The sequence below is a fragment of the Bradyrhizobium sp. A11 genome (assembly GCF_042077125.1).
GTDB lineage: Bacteria > Pseudomonadota > Alphaproteobacteria > Rhizobiales > Xanthobacteraceae > Bradyrhizobium > Bradyrhizobium japonicum_B.
The window spans coordinates 5,295,399-5,313,294 of record NZ_CP149509.1 but is presented as its reverse complement, the minus strand read 5'-3'; the positions used below and the strand labels follow the sequence as shown (position 1 = coordinate 5,313,294).

Here is a 17,896-nt window from a genome sequence, read left to right as displayed (position 1 = left end):
TGACGATCGCCGGATTCGTTCGGCCGCTCGAAGTGAAATGCATCTTGGTGGACAGTGGGAATGCCGAAGTTTCGTTTGCGGATCAGGGGACGCCTGTACGCAGGCTTCATGGCCCTGGTGGCGGTTGGTCTCGTGATGGCCGTGGTGGCGGTCTGGAATTTGCGGGCGGTGCAGGATCAGGTCGCAAGACAATCCGCGCTCTCGGACAGCACGGCGCGGGTGCTGGAGATCTCGACCCACCTACAGGCCATCCAGCGCGCCAATCTGCGCTACATCTACGATGCCAACGAACCCGCGATGAAAGAAGCGCAAGAGCGCGAAACCGCGGCGATCGAGCTGTTGCGGGTCGGCGCGAAGGGGACGCTCTCGGAGGAGCGGCGGGCGCTCTACAACGGCCTCATCGACGACGTCGCCAAGATGCGACGCCTGCGTGACAACCTCGGAGACGCCGTCAACGAGGCGAGAACGGGCAAGGCGACGTTGCTGCCGAGTGGCGAAGAGCTGGCCGTGAAAATGGCCAAGCTGGTCGATACGGCGCGCGCAGCCGTCGACGAAGACACCGCGGCCCTCGTTGCCGACCTCGAATCCAGGGTCCTCCTGGTTCGGGTCGCAAACTGGCGTTTCCTGGCCCTGCGCGACACCCAGGGGCCGGCCAACTTCCGGGCCAGTGTGGACAGGGCGGCGCAACGGCTCGCGGCGATCGAAAAGAGCCCGCAGGCAGGGGAATTGCGATCCACGCTCGCGCCGGTGAAGACCGCGCTCGGCATCTACAAATCCGCGTTCGAGACGACCTCCGCCGCGATGCTCCAGGCCGACGAGATCTACCACAAGAACCTCGCGCCCCTCATCGTCGACAGCATCGGCAGGCTCAAGGCCGCTGAAACGACCCTGAAGAAGGACTATCAGGATTCGCGCACCCATGCCGAAGACGTCATCGCCGGCACGACGACCATTCAGGAGGTTGCCGGCGGTCTTGCCATCCTGTTCGGCGGCATCGTCGCCTTCCTGATCGCCCGCAGCATCGTCGGTCCCCTGACCTCGATGACGCGTGCGATGGGGCTGATTGCCGGCGGCAATCTCGCGGTCGAGATTCCCGGTCGCGGCAAGGCCGACGAGATCGGCGACATGGCCAAGGCGATCCAGGTGTTCAAGGACAACATGATCGACACCGAGCGCATGCGCGCCGAGCAGGCCGAGCTCGAGGCGCGGCAGGCCGAAAGCCGCAAGAAGGACATGGCCAGGCTGGCGGACCAGTTCGAGCAGGCCGTCGGCGAGATCGTCAACACGGTGTCGTCGGCGTCGAACGAGCTCGAAGCCTCCGCCGGCACTTTGACCACGACCGCCTCGCGGGCGCAGGATTTGTCGACGGAGGTGGCCAGCGCCTCGCAGGAGGCGTCGGCCAATGTGCAGGCGGTCGCCTCGGCGACCGAGGAGCTTTCCTCCTCGGTGTCCGAGATCGCCCGCCAGGTGCAGGAATCCGCCCGGATCGCCGGCGAGGCCGTCGGTCAGGCGAGCAAGACCAACGCGCATGTCGGTGAACTCTCCAAGGCCGCCGCGCGAATCGGCGACGTGGTCGAGCTGATCAGCACCATCGCCGGCCAGACCAACCTGTTGGCGCTGAATGCCACCATCGAGGCGGCGCGCGCCGGCGATGCCGGCCGCGGCTTTGCCGTGGTCGCTTCCGAGGTCAAGGCGCTGGCCGAGCAGACCGCGAAAGCCACCGGCGAGATCGGCCAGCAGATCTCCAACATCCAGGTTGCGACCGAGCAGTCGGTCGGCGCCATCAGGGAGATCAGCGGCACCATCGAGCGGCTGTCGGAGATCTCGTCGGCGGTCGCCGCCGCCGTGGAGCAGCAGGGCGCGGCGACGCAGGAGATTTCCCGCAACGTCCAGCAAGCGGCGCACGGCACGCAGCGCGTCTCGACCAATATCGGCGACGTGCAGCGCGGCGCTTCCGAAACCGGATCGGCCTCATCCCAGGTGCTTTCCGCGGCGCGTTCGCTGTCGGCCGACAGCAGCCGGCTGAAGCAGGAAGTCGCCAGGTTCCTGAGCTCGGTTCACGCCGCCTGAGTCTCGAAAGCAAAGGGGCCACGCGCGTGCGCGTGGCCCCAGCTGACGTCGCGCGATCAGGCGACCTTGGTCGTCATGTGCTTGAACATGTTGGCGCGCGCCTCGTCGTCCATCTCGGCCTTGAAGGTGAACTTGTCCTTCAGGGCGATCGCGCGCTCCGCTGCGGGGCGCGCCGAGATCTCGTCCAGCAGCCGCTTCACGTTCGGGTATCGCGCAAAGGCGTCGTCGCCGAGCTTGAACGGCAGCATCCGCGCCCAGCCCCACAGCGCCATGTCGACGATCGAATAGCTGTCGCCGACCATGTAGCGGCGGCCTTCGAGCCGGGCGTCGAGAATCTTGTAGTGGCGATCGGTCTCGTACTGGTAGCGGTTGTGGGCGTAGTCGTGGTTCTGGTCCTTCGGCGCAAAATGCTTGAAGTGCACTGCCTGGCCCGAATAGGGGCCGACGCCGGTGGCGACGAACATCAGCCATGACAGCGTCTCGCCGCGCAGGCTGGCGGCGGGCAGGAACTTGCCGGTCTTCTCGGCGAGATAGAGCAGGATGGCGTTCGAGTCGAACACGATCGTCCCGTTGTCGTCGATGGCCGGCACCTTGCCGTTCGGATTGATCTTCAGATAGTCCGGCGTGAATTGCTCACCCTTGCGGGTGTCGATCTTCACCGGTTCGTACGGCAGGCCTGCTTCTTCCAGGTAAAGCGCGACCTTGGTCGGGTTCGGCGATCCGTTGAAATAGAATTTGAGCATCGATCTCCCCAGGGTTTGTTGCCAGGCGCGAATGCAGCGTCAGTGCCGCTCCGCTTCTCTTGCCTGAACCCGCTGCGCGAGAGCAACCGGCGAGTTTGCCGGGCGGTATCTGCGCGCCGCGCAGATCAGCCGGCGTAACAAAGGCCGATCGCCGCCGTAAGGACCATCGCGGCGCCGACCGCCTCCAGGCGCAGCCCGAGCCGCGCGGCGAGATACATGTCGGACGCCCGCGCCGCCCGCTCCGATCCGCGCGAATAGCCGTGCACGATGACGTCGTGATTGAAATTGTCATGCGCCTCGTTGCTGCTGGCGAGCCCGACGCAGATCACGAGCACGCCGAACAATGCGAGGCCGAAGAATCCGAGCAGGGCGATCAGGAACATCGGAAACATGCCGACCAGGAAGATCGGCAGCAGCGGCACCAACAGCAATGTCTCGGACTGTCGTCGCATGGGAGCAGTCCCGCCAGGACGGAGGCTGATCGGCGAAGTCTAGTCCTGCAGATCGCAGCTTTCAACCGCCGTCATTCCGGGGCGCGCGAAGCGCGAGCCCGGAATCCATTGGGCGACATGGGACGTGGTTGGATGGATTTCCGGTTCACGCGGAGCCTGTCATCGGGCCGCGCTGCGCGCGGAGCCGGTGGCGAGCCCCGGAATGACGGCGAAGAGAGCCTATTCCGCCGTCATACCCGCGCGGATTTCGGCGCGCAGCTCGTCAATCAGCTTGAGACCCTTCTTGGTCTCGACGTGCCAGAAGGTCCAGCCGTTGCAGGCCTGCGCGCCTTGCGCCACCGCGCCGATGCGGTGGATCGAGCCGACCTTGTCGCCGTACATGATGGCGCCGTCGGCGCGCACCAGGGCGCCGAGCTTCTTCTTGGCGTCGAACAGCTTCGTGCCGGGCATGATCATGCCGCGCTCGATCAACTCGGAGAAGGCGACCCGCGGCGCCTCGCGCGCCGTCATGAACGGGGCGAGGCTCGCTTCCGGCAGCGGCTCGACCTTGGCGATGCGCGCTTCGGCGGCCTTGGCGTAGGTCTTGTCGCGCTCGAAGCCGATATAGGAGCGGCCGAGGCGCTTGGCGACCGCGCCGGTGGTGCCGGTGCCGTTGAAGGGGTCGATCACGAGATCGCCGGGCTTCGACGAGGACAGCAGCACGCGCGCGAGCAGGCCTTCCGGCTTCTGCGTCGGATGCACTTTCTTGCCGTCGGCGCCCTTGAGGCGCTCCTCGCCGGTGCAGAGCGGAATCAGCCAGTCGGACCGTGCCTGCACGTCCTCGTTGGCAGCCTTCAGCGCCTCGTAGTTGAACGTGTAGCCCTTGGCCTTCTCGTCGCGCGCGGCCCAGATCATGGTCTCGTGCGCGTTGGTGAAGCGGCGGCCGCGGAAATTCGGCATCGGGTTCGACTTGCGCCAGACGATGTCGTTCAGGAGCCAGAAGCCGAGGTCCTGCATGATCGCGCCGACGCGGAAGATGTTGTGATAGGAGCCGATCACCCAGATCGTCGCCGACGGCTTCATCGCGCGGCGCGCGGCAAGCAGCCAGGCGCGGGTGAAATCGTCATAGGCGGAGAACGAATCGAACTTGTCCCAGTCGTCGTCGACGGCGTCGACGTGGGATTCGTCGGGGCGCTTGAGATCGCCCTTGAGCTGGAGATTGTAGGGCGGGTCGGCGAACACGAGATCGACCGAACCGGCCTGAAGCTTCGACATCTCGGCGACGCAATCGCCGAGGATGACGCGATGCGACGGAGACTCAAAATTTGTGCGGGGCGCCCTTGCAGACGCCCCGCGACGCGACTCTACCATGACTCAAGAACTCTGACTCAGGCGACGCTGTCGGCGACGCGGGACCAAACAACCGACTGACCGTTACATTGAAGCGGCAAAGTAAAAATCGACTTAACCCGCCGCTTTGCTGAGCAGGCCTCAAGTCGCGCTCTGCGTGCATGTCGTCGCGCGCATTCGCCGTATTTTACAGTGCATTTCGCGCGTCGCTGGCTGGCGAAAGCAATCGTGGCTTGAAAAAGGCCGCAAATTTCTCTCGGAAAAAATTGCTCGACCCTCGGAAAAAATTGCTGGCATCGGCATGTTGCCGCACTAGGCAATTTTTGCCGGCCACGATATTGATAAAAGCAACGGAAATTTTACGTGTGTGGCGCGTTGAGCTTTCGCGTTTATGCGCCGGACGACACCGACAACCCTGATCAGGGACCCCAAAGGAAGGCCGCCATGCGTTACGATGACTTCCGCCGCAGCGACGACATCGAGGATCGTCGCGACGAAGGTGGCGGCTTTGGCGGCGGCGGAGGCGGCGGATTCGGCCTGCCGATGGGCGGCGGCGGGCTCGGCATCGGCACCATCATCATCCTCGGTCTCGTCGGTTACGCCTTCGGCATCGATCCGCGCATCCTGATCGGCGGCGCCGAGATCCTCACCGGCGGCGGCCATGCCCCGAGCTACCAGACCGACCGCCAGGCCTCCTCCGGCAAGCGCGGCGCGCCGACCGACGAGATGGGCAGCATGATCTCCGGAATCCTCGGCGAGCTCGACGATCGCTGGAGCGAGATCTTCCAGGCCTCGGGCCAGTCCTATACCGGGCCGAAGATCGTGCTGTTCCGCAACGCCACCAATGGCGGGCGCTGCGGCATGGCGCAGTCGGCGATGGGCCCGTTCTATTGTCCGCCGGACCGCACCATCTTCCTCGACACCGGTTTCTTCCGCGAGGTCGAGACGCGCTTCCGCGGCTGCTCCGGCAAGTCGGCGTGCAATTTCACCACCGCCTACATCATCGCGCACGAGGTCGGCCACCACATCCAGAACCAGCTCGGCATCATTCCGCGGGTGACGCGGCTGCAGCAGCAGGCGGGCTCGAAGGCGGAGGCGAATGCGCTCCAGGTCAAGGTCGAGTTGCAGGCCGATTGCCTGTCCGGCGTCTGGGTCAATCGCGAGGCCAAGAAGCGTCCGAACTTCCTCGAGCCCGGCGACATCGAGGCAGCGCTGAGCACGGCGAGCGCGATCGGCGACGATACGCTGCAGCGCCAGTCGACGGGCCGCGTCGTCCCGGATTCCTTCACCCACGGCTCGGCGGCGCAGCGCAAGCAATGGTTCATGACCGGCTATCAGCAGGGCACGGTCCAGGCCTGCAACACGTTCGGAGCGGGGGCGCTGTAGTCACGAGTTCGTGCCCCGGACGCAGCATGAATTATGATGCGCGATTGTGCATCTTAGGATTCAGAAGTAGTGGCGTCATCCTGAGGTGCTCGCCTCTTCGGCGAGCCTCGAAGGGGGAAGAGCCCCTGGCCCATCCTTCGAGGCGCACCTCAGGATGAAGGTGGAGGCTGGGAAAACAGGAGTGAAGTCGTGGCTTCCATCGACGAAACCAAGCAGTTCATCCCGCTCAATATCGCGGTGCTCACGGTGTCGGACACGCGCGCGCTGGCGGATGACAAGTCCGGCCAGACGCTGGTCGATCGTCTCACCGCTGCCGGTCACCATCTCGCCGCGCGCGAAATCGTCACCGACGACATCGAGGCGATCCGTGACGTCGTTCGCCGCTGGATCGCGGATGCCGGCGTCGACGTCGTCATCAGCACCGGCGGCACCGGCTTTACCGGGCGCGACGTCACGCCGGAGGCAGTCGAGCCGCTGTTCGAAAAGCGCATGGACGGTTTCTCGATCGCGTTCCACATACTGAGCCACGCCAAGATCGGCACGTCGACGATCCAGAGCCGCGCCACGGCGGGCGTTGCGGGTGCGACCTACATCTTCTGCCTGCCGGGCTCTCCCGGCGCCTGCCGCGACGGCTGGGACGGCATCCTCGCGGCCCAGCTCGACTATCGCACGCGGCCCTGCAATTTCGTCGAGATCATGCCGCGGCTGGACGAGCATCTGCGAAGGCCGAAGGCCCAGGGCGCGACGACGTAGGCCCGCGCCGTTTCTTCCCTTCTCCCGTTGTGACGTAGGGTGGGCAAAGCCACCGCCGTAGCTCGAAGAGCGAAGGCGGAAGCGTGCCCACGATTTTGCCCATTGCTGAAAGGTGGTGGGCACTGCGCGCGAAGAGCGCGCCTTTGCCCACCCTACGATCCCTCTGCCGCCGTCTCCCACAAGGGGCAAGGGCACCGTCATGCGTATTGTGCTCGTTGCGAGATGATCAGAGATCCCGCTCCCAGGTCTCGCCGATCAGATCCTGCCCAAAACTGTGATGCGGCTCGGTGGCGACCAGCTTGAAGCCTGCACTCTTGTAGATGCCGCGCGCGGCGACCAGGATGCTCTGCGTCCACAGCGTCATCTTGCTGTAACCTCTTTCTCGCGCGCCCTGGATGCACTGCTCGACCAGCGCGCGGCCGACGCCGAGGCCGCGCGCCTTCTTCTCCACCTGTAACAGGCGCAGCTTGGCGGTCTCGTCCGTCGCCTTGACCAGGAAGACCGAGCCGACCGGCTCGCCGCCCAATTCCGCGATCCAGCAATGCTCGCGCGTGGCGTCGTAGTTCCTGATGAATTGTGCGCAGATCTCGGCGACCAGCGCCTCGTAGCTGATGTCCCAGTTGTAGTCCGCGGCATAGGCGGCGCCCTGTCGGGAGATGACCCAGCCCATGTCGCCGACGCGATGGCTGCGCAGCATGACAGCCGCGGGCTGGCTTCGGCGTTGCTCCAGCACGGATTCGATGGTCGCCATGGCTTGCGTGAGCCGCGATACATCGCTGGCCGAAAGCTGAGCCAGCATTGCGGCAACCTCATTTTGCGAGCTCAGGTTCAGCTTGGCGAACGCCTGGCGGCCCTTGGCGGTGAGGCTGAGCTGATATTGCCTGCGATCCGCGGGCAGGGGCCTTCGCGCGATCAGCCCCTTTTCATCGAAGCTCTGGACGATGCGGCTGAGATAGCCGGGGTCGAGACCGAGCTCGCCTCCGATCTCTTTGGCCGCCAGCTCGTCGCGTTGCGCGAGCTCATACAGCACCCGGGCCTCGCTGAGAGAAAACGGGCTCTCTCCCAGATGCTGGTCGAGCACGCCAAGCTTGCGGGTATAGAAGCGGTTGAAGGCGCGGACCGCTGCAATGGGTTCGTCGGTAGCGTCGATCGGCATGGATCACCTCGATACTTGCCATTGTCAAATAATTATTTGACTTTGGCAAGTATCGGCTGACCTCAGTTGATCATGACGATGCGGCTGCGCAGCATGGTGCGGGACGAACGGCCGAGCCGCCGGAGCAGCTGTGCCTCGGAATGCCGAGCCTGCGGCGGGTAGCCGCCGATCCGGTCGTAGTGATCACGGGCAATCAGAAGTCCCTGGCCTCCGAGCGGGCCGATCAGGCCGCGCGCGATGGCCCGGAGGATGTCGCGCAATCCGGTATCGGCATAAGGCGAGCGCGCATAGCGGAACACCGCGGCCCGGTCTCGTCCGCTGGTCGCGACCGCCTGGATGAACTGGGTGGTCTCCTCGATCCAGCCGGTTTCCAGCACGGCGCCGGCGGGCAGGAACATCAACCAGGGCGAACGCGCCTCGAGCGCGCCGGCGGCGAGCGCGGCGCCCTGCGAAGTCCCCTCGAAGCCGACGAAACGGCAGCCTGCGACGTCGGCGACGCGCTCGATCACCCCGTTGCGGGTGCCGTCGACCAGGAGCACTTCCCGGACGACACCGGCGGCGGCGCCGGGCACCAGCGCGGCCAGAGTCGCCACTGCCGTCTGTTCGACGCCTTCGGTCGGAATGATGACGCTCAGCATGATCGAGGCTTCAATGTCCGCATTTCGGGAGAAGCGTAGCGCTGCATGAGGTTGTCATAAACCCGAAGCGTGGCTGAGTGCAACTTTCCGGCGGTGCCGCGGCATGCGATGGTAAACCCTCGGCGGTCATAGCAGCCAAAAGTGTCCTGCGCGGGTTGGTAATATTGCCGATTGTTTCGGCACAAGCCCCGCCCGACAGTATTAGCCCGGGGCTTCATGGCGGCATTCCAGCCGCGCCGGCACCCGGTCCCTCGCAGCTGAGGATGCAGCTTGCAGGAAAGGTCGAATGAAGATGTGTGATCTCGCGCGCAGGAGAGGCCTGATATGAACGCCGATCAGATCGCCGTCGGCGCGGCGCCGCTCTCGCCGAAGCAGGCCGCGCCCACCTTGCGGATCCGGGCGCTGATGCTGGGCGACCGCATCAATGCTTCGGGCCTGGAGATCGGGACGCTGGTCTCTTCCACCCCGGCGGCCTACCGGGTCCATGCCGGTCTCGCCGTGATCTTCCGCTACGGCGTCGTGGTGCTGATCGGCCTGCTCCCGTCGGAGGAGAAGGTTCTCATCGACAACCTGACGTCACGCGTGACCGGAGAGCTCAGCCCCTACGAAGAAGAGATCGCGCAGGCCCAGCTCTGCAGCGATGAGGCCGCCGAGGCGATCCAGCCGGGCGGGCCGATCTGCCTTGCCAAATTCTCCGACGACCGGCTGCTGCTGGTTGCGGATGCGCTCGCCAAGAGCACGTCGCTGGCGCGCGACGAGCGGCGCGTCGCCGCGGTCTTCGACGTGATCGAGCCGTTTGCACGGGAGCTCGCCGAACACGGCCGCACGCCGCAACGGCGCAAGGGCATCCTGCAATTGATCGGCAACGCACTGCTAGTGCAGCAGCGGGTCGCCGGCCGCGTCGCCATCGCCGAGAAGCCCGACGTGCTCTGGGAGAAGCCCGAGCTCGATCGGCTCTATTCGCGCCTGGAGGACGAGTACGAGCTGAAGGAGCGCCTCGACACGCTCGAGCGCAAGCTTGCCGCGGTGTCGGAGACCGCCAACGCGCTGAGCGACATCATCGACACCCAGCGCTCGCTCCGCCTGGAGATTGCCGTCGTGGTGCTGATCCTGATCGAGGTCGCGATGGGGAGTTTTCAGCTCCTGACCGGCACTCACTGAGGCGCGGCGGCCCGGCGTCCACGGATCAGGGCCGCGCAATGGCGGGCGATCGTCATCTCTTCGTCGGTCGGAATGACGAAGACATCGACGGCACTGTCGCTGTCGTTGATGCGCTCGCGCGCGGCGTCGTTCGCCGCAGCATCGATGCGCACGCCGAGCCAGCCGAGCCGCTCGCAGATCGCGCTGCGAACCTCCTTGGCGTGCTCGCCGATGCCGCCGGTGAAGACCAGGCAGTCGAGCCCGCCGAGTGTTGTGGCCATCATCGCGATCTGCTGCGCCGCGCGGTAAGTGAAGAGCTCGACCGCCTCCCGCGCGCCGGCCTCGCCGCTCGCCAGCAACGTTCGCATGTCCGCGGAGATGCCGGAGACGCCGAGCAGGCCGGACTCGCGATAGAGCAGGTGCTGGATCTGCTCGGCCGACATCTTCTCATGCTGCTGCAGATAAAGCAGCACGCCCGGATCGATGGTGCCGCAGCGGGTGCCCATGACGAGGCCGTCGAGCGGCGTCAGTCCCATCGTGGTGTCGATGCTGCGGCCGTGGTGCAACGCGCACAGGCTGGCGCCGTTGCCGAGATGCGCGATGACGCTGCGTTTGGCGATGAGCTCCGGCGCGATCGCGGCGAGGCGGCCCGCGACATATTCGAAGGAGAGGCCGTGAAAGCCGTAGCGTCGGACGCCGCGCTCTTCATAGTGTCGCGGAATCGCGAAGCGGCGCGCGGACGGCGCAAGGCTGTGGTGGAAGGCGGTGTCGAAGCAGGCGATCTGCGTCAGCGCAGGCCGGATCGCCGCAAGCGCGCGAACGGGCGCGAGGCAGCGCGGCTGGTGCAGCGGCGCCAGCGGCGTCAATGCCGCCAGCTTCGTGGTGACGTCGTCCTTCAGCACGACCGGGCCTGAATAATCCGGCCCGCCGTGGACGATACGGTGGCCGACCGCACGCAGGCTGTGTGCGCCGAACCTCTCCTCGATGAAGGCGAGCACGTCGGCGAACAAATGGCCGCCGTCGGCGTCCGGCGCCTCCTTCCGTGCCGCGAACAGGTCGTCGCCCGCCGGGCTCTTCACCACAAGGCGCGGTCTTGCCTCATGCTCGTCGAGCAGGCCCTTGCAGAGCAGGACGGGCTCGGCCGCCGAAATGTCGAACAGGCCGAACTTGATGCTCGACGATCCCGAGTTGAGGACGAGGACCATGTCCGACATGATTAGTCGCCGGCTTCGGCAGGCGTGGTGCCGCCGGAGCTGTTGGGCCAGACCCAGCCCTGGATCTCCGGCATGTCCTCGCCGTGCTCGCGCACATAGCGCGAATGCTCGATCAGCTTGTCGCGGAATTGCTGCTTGGCCTGAGTGGCCTTGGCCGCGAGTCCGGGTACGCGTTCGATCGCCTCGATCGCGAGGTGGTAGCGGTCGAGCTCGTTGAGCACGACCATGTCGAACGGCGTCGTCGTGGTGCCTTCCTCGGCGAAGCCGCGCACATGCATGCCGGCATGGTTGGTGCGGCTATAGGTCAGCCGGTGGATCAGATAGGGATAGCCGTGATAGGCGAAGATGACAGGCTTGTCGCGCGTGAACAGGCTGTCGAAGTCGCGGTCGGACAGGCCGTGCGGATGCTGATCCTTCGGCTGCAGCGTCATGAGGTCGACGACGTTGACGACGCGGATCTTCAGATCCGGCAGGGCCTTGCGCAAGAGGTCGACGGCGGCGAGCGTCTCCAGCGTCGGGACATCGCCGGCGCAGGCCATCACCACGTCCGGTTCGCCGCCAGCCTTCTCCGTCCCCGCCCAGCTCCAGATGCCGATGCCGGCGTCGCAATGCGCCGCGGCGTCCCGCATCGACAGCCATTGCGGCGCCGGCTGCTTGCCGGCGACGATGACGTTGATGCGGTTGTAGGTGCGCAGGCAGTGGTCGGCGATCCACAGCAGCGTGTTGGCATCAGGCGGGAAGTAGATGCGGACGATATCGGCCTTCTTGTTGGCGACGAGATCGACGAAGCCAGGGTCCTGATGGCTGAAGCCGTTGTGGTCCTGACGCCAAACATGCGAGGTCAGGAGGTAATTCAGCGAGGCGATCGGACGGCGCCACGGCAGCTCGCGCGTCACCTTCAGCCATTTGGCGTGCTGATTGAACATGGAATCGACGATGTGGATGAAGGCCTCGTAGCACGAGAAGAAGCCGTGCCGGCCGGTGAGTAGATAGCCTTCGAGCCAGCCCTGGCAGAGATGCTCGCTCAGCACCTCCATGACGCGGCCATCCTGCGCCAGATGCACGTCGTAGGATTCGATCGGCTCCATCCAGACGCGCTCGGTCGCCTCGAACACGGCGTCCAGCCGGTTTGACGCGGTCTCGTCCGGGCCCATGATGCGGAAGTTGCGCTCCTTCGCATTGAGGCGGATGACGTCGCGCAGAAACTTGCCGAGCTCGCGCGTCGCTTCGGCTACGACGCCGCCGGGCTGCGGCACCTCGATCGCGAAGCGGTGGAAGTCCGGCAGCTTCAGCTCCTTCTTGAGCAGGCCGCCATTGGCATGCGGGTTGGCGCCCATGCGGCGATTGCCGCGAGGCGCGAGCGCCTGAAGCTCGGGAACGAGGGCACCGCTCGCGTCGAACAGCTTTTCAGGCTCGTAGCTGCGCATCCAGTCTTCGAGCACTTTCAGGTGCGCCGGGTTGTCGCGGCAGCCGGCGACGGGGACCTGATGCGCGCGCCAGAAGCCCTCGACCTTCTTGCCGTCGACCTCCTTAGGGCCGGTCCAGCCCTTCGGGCTGCGCAGCACGATCATCGGCCAGCGTGGCCGCTCGACGCTGCTGCGCCCGTCGCGGGCGTGCTGCTGAATCGAACGGATGCTGGCGAGCGCGACGTCGAGCGCGTCCGCCATGGCCTGGTGCATCAATTTGGGATCGTCACCCTCGACGAACAGCGGCTCGTGGCCGAAACCGCGAAAGAGATCGCGGATTTCCGCATCTCGCATCCGCCCCAGCACGGTCGGATTGGCGATTTTGTAGCCGTTGAGATGCAGGATCGGCAGCACCGCGCCGTCATGGGCGGGGTTCAGGAATTTGTTCGAGTGCCAGGACGCAGCCAGCGGGCCGGTCTCGGCCTCGCCGTCGCCGACGACGCAGGCGACGATCAAATCAGGATTGTCGAAGGCGGCGCCGTAGGCGTGCACCAGCGCGTAGCCGAGCTCGCCGCCCTCGTGAATCGAGCCCGGCGTTTCCGGCGCCGCATGGCTCGGGATGCCGCCGGGAAAGGAGAACTGCCTGAACAGCTTGCGCATGCCGTCCGCATCGCGGGCGATCTCGGGATAGATCTCGCAGTAGCTGCCTTCCAGATAGGTGTTGGCGACCATGCCGGGACCGCCATGCCCGGGGCCGCAGACATAGATCACGTCGAGATCGAGCGCGCGGATCGCGCGATTGAGATGGGCAAAGATGAAGTTCAAACCCGGCGTCGTGCCCCAATGGCCGAGCAGGCGCGGCTTGATGTGCTCGGCCCGCAACGGCTCGCGCAGCAGCGGATTGTCGAGCAGATAGATTTGTCCGACAGAGAGGTAGTTGGCGGCGCGCCAATAGCGATCAAGGAGATCGAGATCGCTGCTCGCGGCAGCTGATTGTTGTCGATTTGTCATGTTCTTGCCGATTGTTGCCGAGCTACGCCCCGCGATCGTCACCAACTTTGTTCCGGCGCGATCGATCCCGTTGCGACATCAAACGAGATCGTTACGACAGCCCTGTTGCGTGAGGTCAAAGGACCACGCTCGAAATTTGGGCGGCCGCTTTGCATGGGTTGTTTTTCCGTTTCTCATTTGTGTTCTTGATTTGTTCCTTCGACGTGCTATCTTCGCTCCATGAGTCCAGCAGCATCCTCTCATGCTCTCAAGCACCCGCCGGTCAAGGCGCCCTCCGAGCCGGCGGGTGCGGACTCTGATTTTCCGGAACTCGGCGTCGCCATCGACCGCGCCCGCAGGCGAGGGCGGGGGGCGCAGTCCAATGCCAGCGGCCGCTACGAGGCCGAGGCGCGCGTCGCTTTCGACGACGGCTGGCAGAGCCTGGAAGAGCTGCCGCCATTCAAGACCACGGTCGCAGTCGACACGTCGCGCAAGGTGATCACACGTAACGACTCACCCGACATCGGCTTCGACCGCTCGATCAATCCCTATCGCGGCTGCGAGCACGGCTGTGTCTACTGCTTCGCCCGGCCGACCCACGCTTATCTCGGCCTGTCGCCGGGCCTCGATTTCGAATCGAAGCTGTTTGCGAAACCCGAGGCGCCTTTGCTGCTGGAGAAGGAGCTCGCCGCCTCCGGCTACGAGCCGCGGATGATCGCGATCGGCACCAACACCGATCCGTATCAGCCGATCGAGCGCGAGCACCAGATCATGCGCGGCATCCTCGAGGTGCTGGAACGTGCCGGCCATCCCGTCGGCATCGTCACCAAATCGGCGCTGGTGCTGCGCGACATCGACATTCTCGCGCGGATGGCCAAGCGTAACCTCGCCAAGGTCGCGATATCAGTAACCTCGCTCGATCCGAAACTGGCCCGCACCATGGAGCCGCGCGCCGCGACGCCGCCGAAGCGGCTGGAAGCGCTGAAGCAGCTCTCGGACGTCGGCATTCCGACCACCGTGATGGTGGCGCCGGTGATCCCCGCGCTGAACGATTGCGAGATCGAGCGCATTCTCGATGCCGCCGCCCATGCCGGTGTCAAGGAAGCCTCCTATGTGCTGCTGCGGCTGCCGCTCGAGGTGCGCGATCTCTTCCGCGAATGGCTCATGGCGAATTATCCGGACCGCTACCGCCACGTCTTCACCCTGATCCGCGACATGCGCGGCGGGCGCGACTACGATGCGAAATGGGGCGAGCGGATGAAGGGCACCGGACCGATGGCGTGGACCATCGGCCGCCGCTTCGAGATCGCCTGCGAGCGGCTCGGGCTGAACAAGCGGCGCTCCAAGCTGACGACGGATCACTTTGCGCGGCCGAAGCGGAACGGCGACCAGCTCAGCCTGTTCTGATCGGAAACGGAAGAGGCGTCGCATGCCAGGGGAACTCAATGTGCCGGTGCCGCGGCTCACGGTCATCACGCTCGGCGTCAGCGACATCCGCGCCAGCATCGCTTTCTACGACGCGCTCGGTTTCTCGCGCCGGCTGAAGGCGACCGGCGAGGCCGTCGCGTTCTACGATACCGGTGGTCCCGTGCTCGCCTTGTATGGCTGGGATCAACTCGCGGCCGACGCGGGGCTGCCGGACCAGCCGAGACCGCAGGCCTTCCGCGGCATGACGATCGCCTGGAACTGTCGGACCCGCGAGGAGGTCGATGCGGTGATGGCCTTCGCGCTCGGCAAGGGGGCGAAGCTGGTGAAGACCGCGCACGAGACCCACTACGGCGGCTATTCCGGTTATTTTGCCGACCCCGACGGTCATCCCTGGGAGGTCGTGGTTGCGCCCGGCATCGATGTCGGCGACGACCGGCGGGTGCATCTGGCGGAGTAGGACCTGAATAGCGGGAATTGCGACAGGTTCCCGGTTGCGCAGGCCGGGCGCCTTGCGCACGATCCCGGCCATGATTCGGGACAAGTCCGCCACCAAGCCGGCTAAAGGCGCGCCTAATAAGCCGGGTAAGAAGGCTGCTGCGACCAAGGCCGCACCGGCCAAGGCAGCCAAGACGGCTGCGGCCCAAGCCATGGCCGCTCCCGCCGGCAAGAGAGGTATCATTGCCGTCGCTCCCCCGAGCTTTCGCCGCGAGCGCGCGCTGATCAAGCGCGGCGTCTGGCCGGTCGCCGGCTGCGACGAGGCCGGTCGCGGACCACTGGCTGGGCCGGTGGTGGCGGCCGCCGTGATTCTCGACCCCGACCGCATCCCGCGCGGCATCGACGATTCCAAGCGCCTGACGGCCGAGGAGCGCGAAAAGCTGTTCGACAAGATCTGCGCCACCGCGCAGGTCTCGGTTGCCGTTGCCTCGCCCTCGCGAATCGATCGCGACAACATCCTGCGCGCCTCGCTATGGGCGCTGAAGCGCGCCGTGGTGGCGCTGCCGGAGGCGCCCAGGCATGTCTTCGTCGACGGTCGCGACCGGCTCGACACGGAATGCGACTGCGAGGCCGTGATCGGCGGCGACGGCATCGTGCTGTCGATCGCCGCGGCCTCCATCATCGCCAAGGTGACGCGCGACCGCCTGATGTGCGCGCTGGCGCAGGACTGCCCCGGCTACGGCTTCGAGCAGCACAAGGGCTATGCCGTCCCCGAGCACCTCGACGCGCTCGACCGCCTCGGCCCCACCATCCACCACCGCAGCTTCTTCGCCCCGGTCGCCGCCGCGCGCGCCAAGCACATGCCCTGGACCGTCGAGCCGGTGCAGGACCTGTTTGCAGTGGCCGAGGTCGAGGTGCACTTGGAAGCGAACGTCGAGATCGACGCATCGGCAGGCCTCTAGGGACCTAACCCAGCTTTCTCGTCACGGCCGGGCCTGACCTGGCTGTCCACGTCTTTGATGCCGCACGAAGAACGTGGATGCCCGGGACAAGCCCGGGCATGACGAGCAGACCGAAGTTGCCACGACGGGCGACGCCCCTTATCAAAGTAATCGTGAGCGAACAGGGCCGGCTGGACGGCTGCATCTTTCGGGCGTTGCATGCGGTTTACCTCCCTGGTCATCGAGCTCATTCGCGCCCGGCCGCGGCTGATCGTATGGATCGCCGTGCTGCTGCAGGCTTTGATGTGGCTCGTCGTGGCGCTGGTGTTCTACCGCAGCCCCCCGGGCACCTTGGCGACGCTGCTGGCTTTCGGACGCGAATACCAGGTCGGCACCGACCTCGGTCCGCCCTTGGCGGTCTGGCTCGCCGACATCGCCTATCGCGCCGCCGGCGGCCACATGTTCGGCGTCTATGTGCTGGCCCAGCTCTGCGAGATCGCGACCTTCATCGCGCTGTATCACCTGTCCCGCGCCGTGGTCGGCTCGCAGCACGCGGTGCTCGCCGTGCTCTTGACCATGACGGTGCTCGCGTTCTCCTCCTCGGCGCTCGATTTCGGCCCCCTTGTGCTGGCCCGGCCGCTGTGGGCGCTGCTGCTGCTGCACTCCTGGCAGATCATCGGCCAGCGCCGCGGCAATGCCTGGTTCGCCTGGTCGATCGAGGCCGGCCTGTTGCTGCTGACGACGCCCGCGGCGATCTTTCTGCTGCTGCTGCTCGCCGTGTTCGCGGTCTCGACCGCCGGCGGCCGCCGCACGCTGCGTGCGCTCGATCCGCTGTTCGCGCTGATCGTCGTCGCGGTGCTGGCGCTGCCCTATGCGGTCTGGCTGATGCGGGCGGAGACGCTTGCGATGCCGGCCCTGCCGCAAGTTGCGGAGCTGAGTGCCCGCGCCCTGCATGCGGCCTGGCTGCTGGCCGGCCTCGTGCTCGGAGCCGCCGCGATCCCGGCGCTGACCTTCCTCAACACCGGGCTGTTTGCCGGCAAGGGCGAGGAGCCGCCGATCATCTTTCGGCCGCCGGTCGCGCCGCTGGCGCGCAACTTCGTCTATTTCTTCGCACTCGCCCCGGTGCTGGGCGGGGTGCTGGTCTCCGGCCTGCTGGGGCTCGAATCCGTCGTCGGCGGCGCCGGCGTCGTGCTGGTGATGTCCGGGCTTGCCGTGGTGGTCGCGGCGGGCGATCTCATTGCGATGCGCCGCGCGCGGATGCTGCGCATGGTGTGGGCGGCCGCCGTCGTGGCCCCGGCCATCGGCGTCGTCCTGGGCGTCCTGCTGCTGCCCTGGACCGGCACGGGCGAGATCGCGACCTCGATGCCGGCGCGTGCGATCTCGGACTTCTTCGACGACAGCTTTGCCCGCCGCACCAACCACCGCCTGCGCGCCGTTGCGGGCGAGACGCAACTTGCGAGCCTGATCACGCTGCATTCAGGTCGTCCGCATCTCTTCATCGATGCCGACCCTGCGCGCACGCCTTGGATGAATCACGCCAAATTCAGCGAGACCGGCGGCGTCGTGGTCTGGCGCGCCTCCGACACCGCCGGCACGCCGCCGCCGGACATCCTCAAGCGCTTTCCCGGCATTGTGCCGGAAGTGCCGCGTGCCTTCGAATGGCTGGTGACCGGCCGCCAGCAGCTCTTGCGCATCGGCTGGGCCATCGTGCGGCCGAAGGGGACGTAGGGTCTGGCTCTCTCCGTTGTCATTGCGAGGAGCCCTTGCGACGAAGCAATCCAGGACCTCTCCGCGGAAAGACTCTGGATTGCTTCG

Annotated in this window: 15 protein-coding genes; 8 read left to right on the top strand and 7 right to left on the bottom strand. The window is 66.0% G+C overall.

What is annotated here, in order from left to right:
* Positions 1-60 precede the first annotated feature (60 nt).
* Positions 61-2,070: a methyl-accepting chemotaxis protein gene (locus WI560_RS24995; protein ID WP_375305319.1), complete on the top strand. Its 2,010-nt coding sequence runs from the start codon at positions 61-63 to the stop codon at positions 2,068-2,070.
* A 56-nt stretch (positions 2,071-2,126) separates the two neighbouring features.
* Here the strand turns inward: WI560_RS24995 and WI560_RS24990 are convergent, their stop codons facing one another.
* The 3 genes from WI560_RS24990 to WI560_RS24980 all read right to left on the bottom strand — a co-directional run bounded on the left by WI560_RS24990 (position 2,127) and on the right by WI560_RS24980 (position 4,615).
* Positions 2,127-2,813, bottom strand: coding sequence for a glutathione S-transferase family protein (locus WI560_RS24990; protein WP_375305318.1), 687 nt, complete (start codon positions 2,811-2,813; stop codon positions 2,127-2,129).
* A 125-nt stretch (positions 2,814-2,938) separates the two neighbouring features.
* Positions 2,939-3,265 carry a hypothetical protein gene (locus WI560_RS24985; RefSeq protein ID WP_375305317.1) on the bottom strand — a complete coding sequence of 109 codons (327 nt, stop codon included), beginning with the start codon at positions 3,263-3,265 and terminating at the stop codon, positions 2,939-2,941.
* A 219-nt stretch (positions 3,266-3,484) separates the two neighbouring features.
* On the bottom strand, positions 3,485-4,615 hold the full coding sequence (locus WI560_RS24980) for a site-specific DNA-methyltransferase (protein WP_375305316.1): 1,131 nt from the start codon (positions 4,613-4,615) through the stop codon (positions 3,485-3,487).
* 423 nt (positions 4,616-5,038) lie between these two features.
* On the opposite strand from WI560_RS24980, the gene WI560_RS24975 reads away from it, so the two are divergent.
* Positions 5,039-5,980 carry a neutral zinc metallopeptidase gene (locus WI560_RS24975; RefSeq protein WP_375305315.1) on the top strand — a complete coding sequence of 314 codons (942 nt, stop codon included), beginning with the start codon at positions 5,039-5,041 and terminating at the stop codon, positions 5,978-5,980.
* 189 nt (positions 5,981-6,169) lie between these two features.
* A complete protein-coding gene (gene moaB, locus WI560_RS24970; RefSeq protein WP_375305314.1) occupies positions 6,170-6,733 on the top strand; it encodes a molybdenum cofactor biosynthesis protein B in 564 nt (187 codons plus the stop codon).
* A gap of 226 nt (positions 6,734-6,959) precedes the next feature.
* On the opposite strand, the gene WI560_RS24965 is transcribed toward moaB, so the two are convergent.
* Both WI560_RS24965 and WI560_RS24960 read right to left on the bottom strand, forming a co-directional pair.
* Positions 6,960-7,889 (bottom strand): GNAT family N-acetyltransferase, encoded by a 930-nt coding sequence (locus tag WI560_RS24965; protein ID WP_375305313.1) that lies wholly within the window; start codon positions 7,887-7,889, stop codon positions 6,960-6,962.
* A gap of 62 nt (positions 7,890-7,951) precedes the next feature.
* Complete coding sequence (locus tag WI560_RS24960) at positions 7,952-8,527, bottom strand: glycosyl transferase (protein WP_375305312.1); 576 nt, start codon at positions 8,525-8,527, stop codon at positions 7,952-7,954.
* A 324-nt stretch (positions 8,528-8,851) separates the two neighbouring features.
* Here WI560_RS24960 and WI560_RS24955 point away from each other — a divergent pair, with 324 nt between their 5' ends.
* A complete protein-coding gene (locus WI560_RS24955; RefSeq protein WP_375305311.1) occupies positions 8,852-9,688 on the top strand; it encodes an RMD1 family protein in 837 nt (278 codons plus the stop codon).
* Here the strand turns inward: WI560_RS24955 and WI560_RS24950 are convergent.
* Entirely contained in the window at positions 9,682-10,881 is a 1,200-nt protein-coding gene (locus WI560_RS24950) for an acetate/propionate family kinase (protein ID WP_375305310.1), read from the bottom strand. The genes WI560_RS24955 and WI560_RS24950 overlap by 7 nt on opposite strands.
* A gap of 2 nt (positions 10,882-10,883) precedes the next feature.
* Positions 10,884-13,298 (bottom strand): phosphoketolase, encoded by a 2,415-nt coding sequence (locus tag WI560_RS24945; protein ID WP_375305309.1) that lies wholly within the window; start codon positions 13,296-13,298, stop codon positions 10,884-10,886.
* 219 nt (positions 13,299-13,517) lie between these two features.
* On the opposite strand from WI560_RS24945, the gene WI560_RS24940 reads away from it, so the two are divergent.
* The 4 genes from WI560_RS24940 (at position 13,518) to WI560_RS24925 (ending at position 17,809) form a co-directional block, all read left to right on the top strand.
* Positions 13,518-14,684, top strand: a complete 1,167-nt coding sequence (locus WI560_RS24940; protein ID WP_375305308.1) for a PA0069 family radical SAM protein — start codon at positions 13,518-13,520, stop codon at positions 14,682-14,684.
* A gap of 22 nt (positions 14,685-14,706) precedes the next feature.
* Positions 14,707-15,162 (top strand): VOC family protein, encoded by a 456-nt coding sequence (locus tag WI560_RS24935; RefSeq protein WP_375305307.1) that lies wholly within the window; start codon positions 14,707-14,709, stop codon positions 15,160-15,162.
* Between the two features lie 70 nt (positions 15,163-15,232).
* Positions 15,233-16,102 (top strand): ribonuclease HII, encoded by an 870-nt coding sequence (locus tag WI560_RS24930; protein WP_375305306.1) that lies wholly within the window; start codon positions 15,233-15,235, stop codon positions 16,100-16,102.
* A 198-nt stretch (positions 16,103-16,300) separates the two neighbouring features.
* Entirely contained in the window at positions 16,301-17,809 is a 1,509-nt protein-coding gene (locus WI560_RS24925; RefSeq protein ID WP_375305305.1) for a glycosyltransferase family 39 protein, read from the top strand.
* Positions 17,810-17,896 lie beyond the last annotated feature (87 nt).

Excerpts from the sequence above, each read along its gene's own strand:
- WI560_RS24955 (WP_375305311.1), top strand. The coding sequence starts at position 8,852 with ATGAACGCCGATCAGATCGCCGTCGGCGCGGCGCCGCTCTCGCCGAAG.
- WI560_RS24945 (WP_375305309.1), bottom strand. The coding sequence starts at position 13,298 with ATGACAAATCGACAACAATCAGCTGCCGCGAGCAGCGATCTCGATCTC.
- WI560_RS24995 (WP_375305319.1), top strand. The coding sequence starts at position 61 with ATGCCGAAGTTTCGTTTGCGGATCAGGGGACGCCTGTACGCAGGCTTC.
- WI560_RS24940 (WP_375305308.1), top strand. The coding sequence starts at position 13,518 with ATGAGTCCAGCAGCATCCTCTCATGCTCTCAAGCACCCGCCGGTCAAG.
- WI560_RS24950 (WP_375305310.1), bottom strand. The coding sequence starts at position 10,881 with ATGTCGGACATGGTCCTCGTCCTCAACTCGGGATCGTCGAGCATCAAG.
- WI560_RS24935 (WP_375305307.1), top strand. The coding sequence starts at position 14,707 with ATGCCAGGGGAACTCAATGTGCCGGTGCCGCGGCTCACGGTCATCACG.
- WI560_RS24925 (WP_375305305.1), top strand. The coding sequence starts at position 16,301 with ATGCGGTTTACCTCCCTGGTCATCGAGCTCATTCGCGCCCGGCCGCGG.
- WI560_RS24960 (WP_375305312.1), bottom strand. The coding sequence starts at position 8,527 with ATGCTGAGCGTCATCATTCCGACCGAAGGCGTCGAACAGACGGCAGTG.
- WI560_RS24985 (WP_375305317.1), bottom strand. The coding sequence starts at position 3,265 with ATGCGACGACAGTCCGAGACATTGCTGTTGGTGCCGCTGCTGCCGATC.
- WI560_RS24930 (WP_375305306.1), top strand. The coding sequence starts at position 15,233 with ATGATTCGGGACAAGTCCGCCACCAAGCCGGCTAAAGGCGCGCCTAAT.
- WI560_RS24990 (WP_375305318.1), bottom strand. The coding sequence starts at position 2,813 with ATGCTCAAATTCTATTTCAACGGATCGCCGAACCCGACCAAGGTCGCG.
- WI560_RS24975 (WP_375305315.1), top strand. The coding sequence starts at position 5,039 with ATGCGTTACGATGACTTCCGCCGCAGCGACGACATCGAGGATCGTCGC.
- WI560_RS24965 (WP_375305313.1), bottom strand. The coding sequence starts at position 7,889 with ATGCCGATCGACGCTACCGACGAACCCATTGCAGCGGTCCGCGCCTTC.
- WI560_RS24980 (WP_375305316.1), bottom strand. The coding sequence starts at position 4,615 with ATGGTAGAGTCGCGTCGCGGGGCGTCTGCAAGGGCGCCCCGCACAAAT.